Origin of the sequence: Peptoniphilus harei (assembly GCF_016726485.1) — a bacterium.
Classification (GTDB): domain Bacteria; phylum Bacillota; class Clostridia; order Tissierellales; family Peptoniphilaceae; genus Peptoniphilus_A; species Peptoniphilus_A harei.
Genome location: NZ_CP068103.1, coordinates 570522 through 583537, shown reverse-complemented (window position 1 = coordinate 583537; position 13016 = coordinate 570522). Strand labels below are relative to the sequence as shown.

The 13016-nt window shown below is 35.2% G+C and carries 12 protein-coding genes; all 12 read left to right on the top strand.

Annotated elements, in window-relative coordinates; all coding sequences use genetic code 11:
• The first annotated feature begins 46 nt into the window (after positions 1-46).
• Positions 47-895, top strand: a complete 849-nt coding sequence (locus I6I93_RS09150) for an ABC transporter substrate-binding protein (RefSeq protein ID WP_218563576.1) — start codon at positions 47-49, stop codon at positions 893-895.
• A 21-nt stretch (positions 896-916) separates the two neighbouring features.
• Positions 917-2017, top strand: coding sequence for a 2-aminoethylphosphonate--pyruvate transaminase (gene phnW / locus I6I93_RS02625; RefSeq protein ID WP_112889336.1), 1101 nt, complete (start codon positions 917-919; stop codon positions 2015-2017).
• Positions 2017-2784 (top strand): phosphonoacetaldehyde hydrolase, encoded by a 768-nt coding sequence (gene phnX, locus I6I93_RS02620; protein WP_112889335.1) that lies wholly within the window; start codon positions 2017-2019, stop codon positions 2782-2784. Before phnW ends, phnX begins: the two co-directional genes overlap by 1 nt.
• Before the next feature lie 706 nt (positions 2785-3490).
• The gene (locus I6I93_RS02615; RefSeq protein ID WP_112889334.1) at positions 3491-5338 is read left to right on the top strand and encodes an LTA synthase family protein; all 1848 of its coding nucleotides are present in this window, start codon (positions 3491-3493) and stop codon (positions 5336-5338) included.
• Between the two features lie 7 nt (positions 5339-5345).
• Positions 5346-6530, top strand: coding sequence for a M20 family metallopeptidase (locus I6I93_RS02610; protein ID WP_112889333.1), 1185 nt, complete (start codon positions 5346-5348; stop codon positions 6528-6530).
• A gap of 70 nt (positions 6531-6600) precedes the next feature.
• Entirely contained in the window at positions 6601-7656 is a 1056-nt protein-coding gene (locus tag I6I93_RS02605) for an L-threonylcarbamoyladenylate synthase (protein ID WP_112889332.1), read from the top strand.
• Between the two features lie 8 nt (positions 7657-7664).
• Complete coding sequence (gene rpiB, locus I6I93_RS02600; RefSeq protein WP_112889331.1) at positions 7665-8096, top strand: ribose 5-phosphate isomerase B; 432 nt, start codon at positions 7665-7667, stop codon at positions 8094-8096.
• A 1-nt stretch (position 8097) separates the two neighbouring features.
• A complete protein-coding gene (upp, locus tag I6I93_RS02595) occupies positions 8098-8724 on the top strand; it encodes a uracil phosphoribosyltransferase (RefSeq protein WP_112889330.1) in 627 nt (208 codons plus the stop codon).
• 9 nt (positions 8725-8733) lie between these two features.
• Positions 8734-9762, top strand: coding sequence for a glycosyltransferase family 4 protein (locus tag I6I93_RS02590; protein ID WP_112889329.1), 1029 nt, complete (start codon positions 8734-8736; stop codon positions 9760-9762).
• Between the two features lies 1 nt (position 9763).
• Positions 9764-10867, top strand: a complete 1104-nt coding sequence (gene wecB / locus I6I93_RS02585) for a non-hydrolyzing UDP-N-acetylglucosamine 2-epimerase (protein ID WP_112889328.1) — start codon at positions 9764-9766, stop codon at positions 10865-10867.
• A gap of 168 nt (positions 10868-11035) precedes the next feature.
• Positions 11036-12223 carry an acetyl-CoA C-acetyltransferase gene (locus tag I6I93_RS02580; RefSeq protein ID WP_112889327.1) on the top strand — a complete coding sequence of 396 codons (1188 nt, stop codon included), beginning with the start codon at positions 11036-11038 and terminating at the stop codon, positions 12221-12223.
• Between the two features lie 5 nt (positions 12224-12228).
• Positions 12229-13005: an enoyl-CoA hydratase-related protein gene (locus tag I6I93_RS02575; RefSeq protein ID WP_112889326.1), complete on the top strand. Its 777-nt coding sequence runs from the start codon at positions 12229-12231 to the stop codon at positions 13003-13005.
• Positions 13006-13016 lie beyond the last annotated feature (11 nt).

The following is a 13016-nucleotide window of genomic DNA, read 5'->3' as shown; positions in this document are numbered from 1 at the left end:
CAAGGTTGTTTTATACACAAATGCAGACGATGAAGCTGTTGTGGCAATGCAAAATGCATTAGACAACAATGGATACAAGGATAAATACATTATTCAAACTTTTGGAACTTCTGAACTTGGAGGGAAAATTTTGGCAGAAGGCTCTAATATAGAAGCAGATTTAATAACAATGAGCTCTTTTTATATTGACAGTGCCCAAGAAGAAAATAAAATGTTTAAAGATTTAGATTTTGAAACTGGTACGCTGGATAAATATCCATCTTATTACACACCAATTACAGCACAAGAAGGTGCAATAATTTACAATACAGAAGCAGTAAAAGAAAATAATTTAACTATACCTACGTCTATAAAAGATTTAGCAAAGACTGAATATAAGGATATGATTTCTGTAACAGATATTAACAGTTCATCAACTGCTTGGCTTTTAATCCAAGCCCTAATAAATGAGTATGGTGAAGATGGAACAAGAGAAACACTAAAAAAAATTTATGAAAATGCAGGAGCACATATTGAGGAGTCAGGCTCAGGACCTATTAAAAAAGTTCGTGCAGGAGAAGTTGCTCTTGGATTTGGTTTAAGACACCAAGCAGTTAGAGATAAAGAAGAAGGACTTCCAATTGATTTTGTAGACCCAAGTGAAGGTAACTTTACTCTTACAGAATCAGTTGCAGTAATTGACAAGGGAGAAAAATCAAATCCTGAAGCTATGAAAATGGCAGAATGTGTTATTAAAAATGGTAGAGAAGAACTTTTAAAAACTTATCCAATTGCTCTTTATGAGGGAGAAAAGGTTGATGAAAAAAATAAATCAGGTAACCCAAAATTATTCTCAGAGGCACTTACTGTTGACTTATTGAAAAAGCATCAAAATATTTCAGAAGAATGTAAATAAAATTATTTAGGAGATGTAGAGATGAAAACATATAAATTATTGACACCAGGTCCCTTGACTACAACAGAGACGGTAAAGAAAGAAATGATGGTGGACCACTGCACTTGGGATGATGACTACAAAAAAATTACTCAAGAAATTAGAAATGAACTTTTAAGACTTGCTCATGCAGATAAAAGTAATTATACAGTAGTTTTAATGCAAGGAAGTGGAACTTTTGGAGTTGAATCAGTTTTATCGAGTGTTGTTGGTGAAGAGGACAAACTCTTAATTGCAGCAAATGGTGCTTATGGAAATAGGATGGAAGAAATTGCAAAATTAAATAAAATTCCTTATGTAATTTATAAGGAAGACTATGACAAAATACCATCTGCTGAAAAAATTGAAAAGATTTTAAAAGATGACTCTAAAATTACTCATGTATCCATGATTCACAGCGAAACAACTTCTGGAATTTTAAATGACATTGAAGCAGTTGCAAAAGTTGTAAAGGAAGCAGGAAAAGTTTTTATAGTAGATGCCATGTCCAGCTTTGCTGGAGTTGACATTGACGTTGAAGATCTTAGGATAGATTTTTTAGTTAGTAGTGCCAACAAATGTATTCAAGGCGTCCCTGGATTTTCCTTCATAATTTGTAAAAGAGATGAACTTGAAAAAAGTAAGGAAAAGGCAAGAACTTTATCACTAAACTTATATGAACAATGGAAAACTATGGAAATTGATGGGAAGTGGAGATTTACTTCACCCACTCATGTCGTCCTTGCATTTTACAAAGCTTTAAAGGAGTTGCAAGAAGAAGGCGGCATTCCAGAAAGAGCAAAGAGATACAGAGAAAACAATAAACTATTAATTGAAAAGATGAGAGAGCTTGGAATAGAAACTTATATTGATTCAAAACATCAAGGACCAATTATTACTACCTTCTTTTATCCGAAAGACAGCAATTTTAATTTCCAAGATATGTATGACTTTATAAAGGAAAGAGGATATGCAATTTATCCTGGAAAGGTAACTGAAGCTGACACTTTTAGAATAGGAAACATTGGCGAAATTTACAGAGAAGATATTTTAAAGGTCGTAAGTATATTTAAAGAGTTTTTAGAATCAAATAGGAGTAAATAATGAAACAAATAGAATTAGTAATTTTTGATTGGGCAGGTACTACAATTGATTACGGATGTTTTGCACCAGTTGAGTCCTTTATAGAAGCTTTCAAACAATATGACATAGAGCCAAGTATTGAAGAAGTTAGAAAACCAATGGGAATGTTAAAAATAGACCATATTAGAACTATGCTTGGTATGGAAAGAATAAATAGTTTATGGCAAGAAAAACATGCTAGGCCATGGACTGAAGATGATGTTGAAAAAATTTATTCAGTCATGGAAAGGAAAACTTTAGAGATTTTACCAAATTTTGTAGAATTAAAGCCAGGTCTTTTAGAGACAGTAGAAAAACTAAGAGAAAAGGGAATAAAAATAGGATCAACAACTGGCTATACAGACGAAATGATGAGTATAGTACTTCCAATTGCAAGCAAAAAAGGATATAAGCCAGATTTTTGGATTAGCCCCAATGGTGTAAATAATTTTGGCAGACCTTATCCCTATATGATTTTCAGAAATTTGGAGAAACTTGAAATATCTTCTGTAAAAAATGTAATAAAAGTAGGAGACACGATTTCAGACATAAAAGAAGGAAAGAACGCAGGACTTATTTCTGTTGGTGTAATTGAAGGAAGCTCTATTATGGGTCTTTCGCAAGAAGAATATGAAGCTTTATCAGAAGATGAAAGGCAAAGAGAAATAAATAGAGTAGAGAATTCTTTCAAAGAAGCAGGGGCAGATTATGTCATAAAGGACATAAGAGGTATTTTAGATTTAATTTAATTGGAAAAATTTTTATAAAACAAAATAGATTATGAAAGAAAACCTACTATTATATAATAATGAAAGTTCAAACTAAAGAGAAAACAATGGGCTAGATAATTTTTTATATTATAAAATTTTTAACATTTTTATTATTAGATAAAGTTGAATCTTATCTCTTACATTTGTATGCATATATATATGAAAAAATTAGCAATGTTACTATATAAATTGGATTCTAATAAGGATTTAACTTTGAATAAATTAAGGGACTTTTAATAAATTAAAGATACAACAAATCTAGAAAATATCACTAGGATTGTCTACAATTTGAAGACTGCTTCGGCAGTCTTTTTTTGTTGTAGAAAACTATTAAATTGATTAAAATAAGAAATTAAATAATAAAAATGTCTTCGGATTGTTTGTGGGCTTGTAATTTAGAAAAATTTATTGAAAGAGGAAGATTAATTTATAGAAAATAAAAATTAATTTGAAAAAATTAAAACGGAGGAATTACTCTTTGATAAATAAAAGTGAAGTCATAGAAATTAATTCACTTTTGACTAGAGAAAAATATAATTTATAAAAAATAAATTCATTTAGATAGGTGAAAAATTTTAAGCTTATAAAGAAACTTTATTAATCTAAGAATATATTTACATAAACTTTACAAAAAGTCCCCAAAAATTGAATAATATTATATAATTGAAAATTAGAAGGTGATTATATGTTTAATAAAAATAAATTTAAAGAGGCTGAGTCCTTTAATATCTATGATCTTTTGATCCAAGGACTCTTTGGACTTTTGATTTGTCTCGCCATGTTTTTCTTGGCACCAGGTGGAGGCTTGCCTGGAAAATTAATTAGGGGTCCCCTTGTTATAATTTTAAATATTCTGCCAATTGTACTTACGGGAATTTTCTTCCAAGGTCTACTTGGAAGGAGAAGGCCAGCCCTGATTTTAAATTCAATTCTCTATATTGTAATCTTCCTTGTCCACAGGACTAAGGTTTTTTATAGGAATTTTCCACTAAAGATTTCGGACTTTAAGTTAGCAGTTGAGGCCCTAAACATGACCTCAAATTCCTATTATCCAGACCTAAAGGGAAGTCTTGCGAGTATTTTTGGTATAGTTTGTTTAATTATCTTGGCTTTTTTATTTAAAAGTAAAAAAATTAAAGTAAGGGACAGGTTGATTTCTGTCCTTGTAGTCCTAATCTCATCAGCTATATTACTTTTATTTGTCTACTCAAAGGATGTTATCTACAACAATATTCCAATGGAGGGAAATATTTATAATTCCATTGACCAATTTAATGCCAAGGGATTTAACTATTCTTTTTTACACAAGATAAAAGATTCTTTTATCAGGCCACCAGAAGGTTATGATGATAAGGAAATAAGAGAAAGAGACGTTTTAGATCATAGCGAAAGTATTGCAGCCATAAAAAATATGGAAAGGCCAAATATTATTTGGATAATGGGAGAGGCCTTTACAGACTTATCTCAAGACCCACAATTTAAATTTGAGAAGGGCGATGACCCCAACGAAAATTTCAAAATCTTGCAAGAAAAGTCTGTTTTGCATGGAAGAATTGTAGTCCCTGCTTATATTGGAGGTACAGGAGACACGGAGTTTGATGTCTTGACAGGGGCAATGACAATTAACTGTGCACCTGATAACAATTATGCCTTCAATGCAATTAAAAGGGATGTTGGGTCCCTTCCAAATCTTTTAAAATCTATAGGCTACAAGACTATGGGATTCCACCCTGGATTTGCCTGGTTCTATGGAAGACAAGACGTCTATCCAAAGCTTGGACTTGATGATAACATGTTTGTAGAAGATATTAAGGACCCTCTTATTAAGGGGGGCTACTTAGATGAAAAGCAGTTTACAGAAATTTATAAGGAAAACTTCTTAAAGGCCATAAAAGAATCTGAAGACCCAGTTTTTTCTTATGCAGTTGACATCCAAAACCACGGACCTTACGATTTAGGTAAATATGGAGAAGTTTTACCCTTCTCTTGCGATTCACAACTTTCTGAAGAAGTGAAAAATAGTATTGGTTCTTATTTCTTGGGGGTAAAGGCCATGGACCTAATGCTAGGTGATATTTACGAGATGATGGAAGGACTTGACGAACCAACTATTATGGTATTTTATGGGGACCACTTACCGGGACTTGGCACAAATCAGTCAGGTTTTGATGAAATTGGTAAGCACCTTACTAATGAAAACTTGGAAAAAGAAATAGAATACTACTCAACTCCTTATATAGTTGTGGCAAATGATAAGGGGAAGGCCCTTATGGATAGGCAGAAGGTTGAAGTAGAAGATGGCCAACCAGTTTCTGCTAACTATCTTTCTTCTATGGTTCTTGATATGTTAGACTACAATAAGGTGGATAACTTCTTTATCTACAATTCAGAACTTAGGAAGAGGCTTCCAATTATTTCAAGAAACTTTATCTATGATGGAAATGAGGCTTATCCAAGACAAGAAGTCAAGGGCAATGCCAAGGCTTATTATGATGATTACAGGAGATATCAATACTATAGGATTAACAAGTAGGTGACTTATGGAAAATATTTTAAAAATTGTTGAAGAAATATCAGGAGAACTTGATACTTTAAGAAAATTTATTTATGACAATCCAGAAATTGGCTTTGAAGAATACAAGTCTTCAAGGGCCCATATTGATTTATTAGAAAAACATGGCTTTGAGGTTGAGTGTCCTTATCTTGGATGTGAAACTTCCTTTAAGGCAGTTTACGATTCCAAAAAAGAAGGCAGGACAATTTCTTATCTAGCAGAATACGATGCCCTACCAGGAATTGGTCATGGATGTGGCCACAACATCCTTGGTGCAAGTGCTACTGGAGCAGGGATAGTCTTATCGAAGTTAATTGATGAAATAGGTGGAAGGGTCATTGTCTTTGGAACTGCTGCAGAAGAAGTTGGTGGGACAAAAATTGAACTTGCAAGATCAGATGAATTAAAGGATGTTGACGTGGCAATAGAAATGCACCCAGGTGATATTAATGCAGTTACTCCAAATTCTCTTGCTCTTGCCACAAGACGCTTTGAATTCTTTGGCAAGACTGCCCATGCTGCAGACACACCTCACGAGGGTGTAAATGCTCTTGATGCCCAAATAGTTTTATTTTCAGCCATCAATGCCCTAAGACAGCAAACTAAAGATGGATCAAGAATTCATGGAATTATAAAAGACGGGGGCAAGGCTGCCAACATTATTCCTGACTACACTGATTCAAGATTTTATGCTAGAAGCCCTGAGAAAAAATATTTATTAGAACTTTTAGAAAAACTAGAAGCTTGTGCCAAGGGTGCTGCCCTTGCAACAGGTTGTGAAGTTAAAATTTCTGAATACGAAAAGGGAAATGACAACACAGTTAGAAATCTTGCCTTTAACGAAGTCCTAAAGGAAAAAATGGAAATTTATTTTGATGAAGAGGTTAAGGACATAGAACTACTTACTGGTTCAACAGATGCTGGAGATATTTCTCACGAAGTCCCAACCCTTCATGGATACTTTAAAATTATTGAAGAAGGATCTCCTTCTCACACAGTTGAATTTAGGGATGCAACTATGACAGACTACGCCTTTGATCAAATGAAAAAAACTATTGCAGCTATTGTCGAAGTTGGAATAGAAATTTTACAAAATGATGAAGTTTATAAAAAAATCACTGATGAATTTAAAGAAAGTGTAAAATCTGGTAAAATTATCCCTCACAAGTAATTAAATAACTATAAGGTATTAAAAAACGCCTCTCTTCTTGGTATAATATTAAGAATAGAGGTGTTTTTTTGTGAAAACAGACATAATAAAATTTAAAGGAAATGGAAAAGATAAGATTTATCTTAAAAAAATAAGCCAAACTTTAAGAGATGGAGGCCTCGTTGTCCTACCCACAGAAACAGTTTATGGACTTGGTGGAAATGGACTTAACAAGAGGGCTTGTAAAAAAATATATGAAGCCAAGGGTAGACCTAGCGACAACCCACTAATACTCCACATAGCAGACAACTCACAACTAGATGATTTAGTTGTAGAAGTTCCTGAAGTGGCAAAAAAATGTATTAAAAAATTTTGGCCAGGACCTCTAACACTAATTTTTAAGAGGTCAGACAGGGTGCCTGATGAAGCAACAGGTGGTCTTGACACAGTTGCTATAAGAGAGCCAAACAATAAGATTGCCCACGACATCTTAAAGGCAGTGGACTTTCCAGTGGCTGCTCCATCAGCAAACTTATCTGGCAGGCCATCACCAACAAAGGTAGAACACGTAATAGAAGATCTTGACGGTCGAGTTGACATAATAGTAGATGGTGGCCACTCTGTTGTTGGAATCGAATCAACAGTTTTAGACGTGACAGTTGATCCACCAATGATTTTAAGACCAGGCAAGATTACGCTTGAGGACCTGCAAGAAGTTGATGAAAGAATAACAATTGATTCAGCAACAATTGATTCAGAGTCTCACGAAGTGCCAAAGTCTCCAGGACAAAAGTACAGGCACTATGCCCCAAAGGCTGATGCAACTTGCTTTGGTGGAAGGCTTGATAAGGTCGTAAATGAAATAAAGAAAAACATAGAAGAAAATAAGAACAAGAAAATTGCAGTCCTTGCAACTGATGAAACCTATGATGAATATGAAAACACAGGTGTAGAATTACTTATAAACCTTGGATCAAGAGACCACTTAGAAGAAGTGGCTACAAATCTTTTTGATGCACTGAGAAGGTGTGACGAAGAAGATGTAGACCTAATCTTTGCAGAAGGCTTTGAACTTAGGGGAATGGGACTTAGCATAATGAATAGACTCTTGAAGGCTTGCGGTGGCAAGGTAGTCATGAGGATTTAGGAGGAAATATGAAAATAGGAATTGGTTCAGACCACGCAGGTTTTTATTTAAAAAAAGACCTAATCAAATATCTTGAAGAAAAACAAATTGAAGTAAAAGACTTAGGACCTTTTGATGACTCTAGAGTTGACTACCCTGACTATGGTCACGCTGTTGGTCATGCTGTCATAGACGAAGGTCTAGACTTTGGAATAGTAATTTGTGGATCTGGAATTGGAATTTCAATCTCAGCAAATAAGGTCAAGGGAATCAGGGCAGCACTTTGCTCTGAACCTTACTCAGCAAGGCTTGCAAGACGCCACAATGATGCTAATGTTTTGGCAATGGGAGCAAGACTTATAGGCCATGATATGGCAATAGAAATAGTAGATGCCTTCTTAGATGAAGAATTTGAAGGTGGCAGACACATAAATAGAGTAAATAAAATCGAGGAGGACTAAAATGGGATACACTTTAATAAAACACCCACTAATTGATCACAAGATGACAATCCTAAGAAAAAAAGAAACTAGCTCCATGGAGTTTAGACAAGTTGCCAATGAAATAGCAACACTTATGGGTTATGAAGTTACTAGGGACTTAGAAACTGAAGAAATTGAAATAGAAACTCCTATTTGCAAGACTACAGGAAAAGTTATTTCTGGTAAGAAGGTTGGGATAGTTCCAATCCTAAGAGCAGGTCTTGGCATGGTAGAAGGACTACTTACAATTATTCCTGCAGCGAGAGTTGGTCACATTGGAATGTATCGTGATCCAGAAACTCACAAGCCAGTTACCTACTATTCAAAACTTCCTAAAGATGTTTCATCAAGACTTATGCTTGTTGTAGACCCAATGCTTGCAACTGGTGGATCCCTAATAGAAGCAATTGATGAACTAAAAAGAAATGGTGCAAAAAACATTAAGGCAATAAATCTCTTGGCAGCACCTGAAGGATTAAAGGCAGTTCAAGAAGCCCATCCTGACGTGGAAATCTATCTTGCAGCTCTTGACGAAAAATTAAACGAAGATAAATATATTGTACCTGGCCTAGGAGATGCAGGAGACAGATTATTTGGAACTAAATAAGAGGTAAATATGTATAAATATATAATTCCTTTTTTAGCAGCTTTTGCACTGACATTTATTCAAATGCCCTTTACTATAAAGCTTGCTAAAAAGAAGGGTTTTTTAGATGTACCAAAGGATGAGAGACGTGTCCACAAAAGACCTATACCAGTAGGTGGAGGCATTGCCATGGTAATATCTGTTACAATTCTCATTCTTTATTACCTGCCAATAAATAAAGGTTTGATAATGACTATTCTAGCTTCTCTTGTCATAGCCTTATCAGGACTTTATGACGACAAAGAGAATCTAAGCCCCAAGTTAAAATTTCTTTTTCAAATTTTAGCTGGAGTCCTATTGGTACTTGGAGGCATGAAGATTGAATTTGTCACAAACCCTTTTGATTCACATGATGCCCTACTTATTTTGAATATCTTGTCCATACCCGTGACAATATTTTGGGTTTGTGGAATAACTAACACAATAAATCTAATTGATGGATTAGATGGACTGGCATCAGGTGTCTCAATGATATGTGCCATATCCATGTTCTTTATAACTTATAGGATGGGAAGGTACGAGGTGAGTATAGTCTGCGCTCTTGTAGCAGGAGCGTGTCTAGGATTTTTGCCCTTTAACTTTAACCCAGCAAAGATTTTTATGGGAGATACTGGGGCTCTATATCTAGGATTTATGCTTTCCTATATAAGCATTTCAGGATTTTTAAAACAGGCGGCAATACTAATGATATTTGTGCCAGTTTTAATCTTAGGAGTTCCAGTGTTTGATACAGCCTTTGCCATGGTAAGGAGGAAACTATCAGGCAAGTCCATGGTGGAAGCCGACAAGGGTCACCTCCACCACAGACTACTAAAGATGGGACTAAATCAAAGACAGACTGTTGTAATTCTTTATTCTATATCTGCAATATTTGGAGTTCTTGCAAATTTAATTTCAAGATTCCATTCATCCATAGCCCTCGTGATTTCATTAGGAGTTCTACTTATAATAATTGCAACGGGAGTGGCAGCAGGTATGTTAAAAAACAAGGAGGAATAAATTGAAGGTATTATTTGTATTTGGTACAAGACCTGAAGGTATAAAGATGGCACCAATAATAAGGGAAATTCAAAAGAGAGATAAGTTTGAGTGCTATACTTGTGTCACAGGTCAGCACAGAGAAATGCTGGACCAAGTGCTAGAAATTTTTGATATAGAACCGGATTATGATTTAAATATTTTTAAAAAGGGACAATCCCTAACAGATGTAACTACAAAAACTCTTGAAGGACTTGAAAACATCTTAGATGAATTAAAACCAGACATCTTGCTTGTCCAAGGAGATACTACTACAGTTTTTGCTGCAGCCCTAGCAGCTTTTTATAAAAAAATAAAAATTGGCCACGTTGAAGCAGGTTTAAGGTCAGGTAACTTATACTCACCTTATCCAGAAGAGGCCAATAGAAAACTAACTGGAGTAATATCCAATTATCATTTTGCACCAACTGAATCCAACAGGCAAAATTTAATAGAAGAAGGTTATGATGAAAAAAATATTTTCATAACTGGAAACACTGTCATTGATGCTCTAAAGTATTCTGTTAGAGAAGATTTTGTATTTGACGATGAAATTTTGAACGATTTGGATTATAATAAAGATGTAGTGTTACTTACTGCACATAGGAGAGAAAATTGGGGTAAGCCAATGGAAGATATTTTCAAGGCAATAAGACGTGTGGTCTTAGAGAGAGAAAATCTTGAAATTGTATTCCCAAGACATTTAAATCCTATAGTAAGAGATGCTGCTGAAAAGTATTTTGCTGACTTAGATAGGGTTCACTTAATAGAACCACTTTCTTACCTTCCTTTTTCAAACCTAATGGCAAGGGTAAAATTTGTCGTTACTGATTCAGGAGGAGTTCAAGAAGAAGCACCTGCTCTAGGGAAACCTGTTCTAGTTCTTAGAAATGAGACAGAAAGAATGGAGGGAGTAGAGGCTAAGACAGCTAAGCTTGTTGGTACAAAGGAACAAGATGTTTACGAGTCTATAGTTTCTTTACTAGACGATAAGGACCTATACGATGAAATGGCAAAGGCCGTAAATCCTTATGGTGACGGACACGCTGCAGAAAAAATTGTTGATGTACTAGAAGAAATGATTTGATTTTAGTATATTAAATCTACTTAGCATAAGATTTAAGTTAGGATAATTTTCAGCAAAAGTTGAAATAAGAGAGAAATAATATTTTCACTCGCACAACTTGTACAAATCAAAGGGAGAAATTATTTATTTCAGTGGCTTATGCCACATGGTAGTAATAAGGAGGAAAACATGGAAGATAGAATTGTTATAGCATCAGCTGCAAGAACAGCTGTAGGTAGTTTTGGAGGTCAATTCAAAAACACTTCTGCAGTAGAACTTGGTTCAATTGCTGCAAAAGAAGCACTTAAGAGAGCGAATGTTAAACCTGATATGGTAGACGAAGCTTACATTGGTAACGTACTTCAAGCAGCACAAGGACAAAACGTTGCAAGACAAGTTGTTCTTGGAGCAGGAATTGATATCAAGACTCCAGCAGTTACACTTAACATCGTTTGTGGATCAGGACTTCGTGCAGTAAGTTTAGCAGCTCAAGTTATTAAAGCTGGAGATGCTGAAATCGTACTAGCAGGTGGTACTGAATCAATGTCAATGGCACCATATGCCCTTATGAATGAAAGATGGGGAGCAAGAATGGGCGACAAAAAAGTTGTTGACACAATGATTAAAGATGGTCTTTGGGACGCATTCAACGACTACCACATGGGTATTACAGCTGAAAACGTAGCTGAAAAATACGGCATTACTAGAGAAATGCAAGATGAACTTGCTGCAAGATCTCAAAACAATGCAGAAAAAGCAAGAAAAGAAGGAAGATTTAAAGACGAAATCGTTCCTGTAGAAGTTAAAGATAGAAAAGGCAATGTAACTGTAGTTGACACTGATGAACACATTAGAGAAGGAGTAACTGCAGAAGGACTTGCAAAACTTAAACCAGCTTTCAAAAAAGATGGTGGTACAGTTACAGCAGGTAACGCATCTGGAATTAACGATGGTGCAGCTATGCTTGTACTAATGAAAGAATCAAAGGCAAAAGAACTTGGAGTAGAACCTCTTGCATACATTGTTTCTTATGCAACAGCAGGTGTCGATCCTAAGATCATGGGTACTGGACCAATCCCTTCATCAACTAAGGCACTTGAAATTGCAGGACTTAAGGCAGAAGATCTTGACCTAATTGAAGCTAACGAAGCTTTCGCAGCTCAAGCATGTGCAGTTAACAAAGAAATGGGCTTTGACGTAGATAAAGTTAACGTAAACGGTGGAGCTATTGCTATAGGTCACCCAATTGGAGCAAGTGGTGCTAGAATCTTAATAACTCTATTATTCGAAATGAAGAAGAGAGATTCTAAGAAAGGACTTGCTACACTTTGTATCGGTGGAGGAATGGGAACAGCTCTTATCGTAGGAAGGGACTAATCCAAATGGACTATAAATATTTAATAGTAGAAGAAAAAGAGAATGGAGTTGTTATTATAACACTTAGTAGAGAAAAGAGCCTAAACGCTCTTAACTCTGCTATGTTAAAAGAACTTCACCACTTCTTCTCAAATGTTGACGAAGATATAAGATGTATAATCATAACAGGAGCAGGTAAATCCTTTGTTGCTGGTGCCGATATTGCAGAAATGGCAAACTTTACTGCAAGTGAAGCTTATGACTTTGCAAAACTTGGTATGGATACATTTATGGAAATAGAAAAATGTAGAGTTCCAGTTATTGCAGCAGTAAATGGCTTTGCCCTTGGTGGTGGATGCGAAATCTCTATCGCTTGTGATATTAGACTTGCATCAACTAAGGCAAAATTTGGTCAACCAGAAGTTGGTCTTGGAATCACACCAGGCTTTGGTGGAACTCAAAGACTTTCAAGGGTAATTGGACCAGGATATGCAAAAGAACTTATCTACACAACAGAAATGATTGGTGCTGACAAGGCTTACCAAATTGGACTTGTAAACCATGTTTACGAACCAGAAGAACTTTTAGATAAGGCTCTTGAAATGGCAAATAAAATTGCATCTCACGCTCCTAAGGCTGTTGAATACGCTAAGCAATCAATTATCAATGGATCACAAACAGACATTGATACAGCTATGCAAATTGAAAAAACTCACTTTGGCCTATGTTTTGCAACTAATGACCAAAAAGAAGGCATGGATGCATTTTTAAACAAGAGAAAATCAGAATTTACAGGGGAATAAAAGAGGGAGAT

Bases quoted from the DNA above. Each gene is read 5' to 3' on its own strand.
- I6I93_RS09150 (WP_218563576.1), top strand. From the start codon at position 47: ATGCAAAATGCATTAGACAACAATGGATACAAGGATAAATACATTATT.
- phnW (WP_112889336.1), top strand. From the start codon at position 917: ATGAAAACATATAAATTATTGACACCAGGTCCCTTGACTACAACAGAG.
- phnX (WP_112889335.1), top strand. From the start codon at position 2,017: ATGAAACAAATAGAATTAGTAATTTTTGATTGGGCAGGTACTACAATT.
- I6I93_RS02615 (WP_112889334.1), top strand. From the start codon at position 3,491: ATGTTTAATAAAAATAAATTTAAAGAGGCTGAGTCCTTTAATATCTAT.
- I6I93_RS02610 (WP_112889333.1), top strand. From the start codon at position 5,346: ATGGAAAATATTTTAAAAATTGTTGAAGAAATATCAGGAGAACTTGAT.
- rpiB (WP_112889331.1), top strand. From the start codon at position 7,665: ATGAAAATAGGAATTGGTTCAGACCACGCAGGTTTTTATTTAAAAAAA.
- upp (WP_112889330.1), top strand. From the start codon at position 8,098: ATGGGATACACTTTAATAAAACACCCACTAATTGATCACAAGATGACA.
- I6I93_RS02590 (WP_112889329.1), top strand. From the start codon at position 8,734: ATGTATAAATATATAATTCCTTTTTTAGCAGCTTTTGCACTGACATTT.
- I6I93_RS02580 (WP_112889327.1), top strand. From the start codon at position 11,036: ATGGAAGATAGAATTGTTATAGCATCAGCTGCAAGAACAGCTGTAGGT.
- I6I93_RS02575 (WP_112889326.1), top strand. From the start codon at position 12,229: ATGGACTATAAATATTTAATAGTAGAAGAAAAAGAGAATGGAGTTGTT.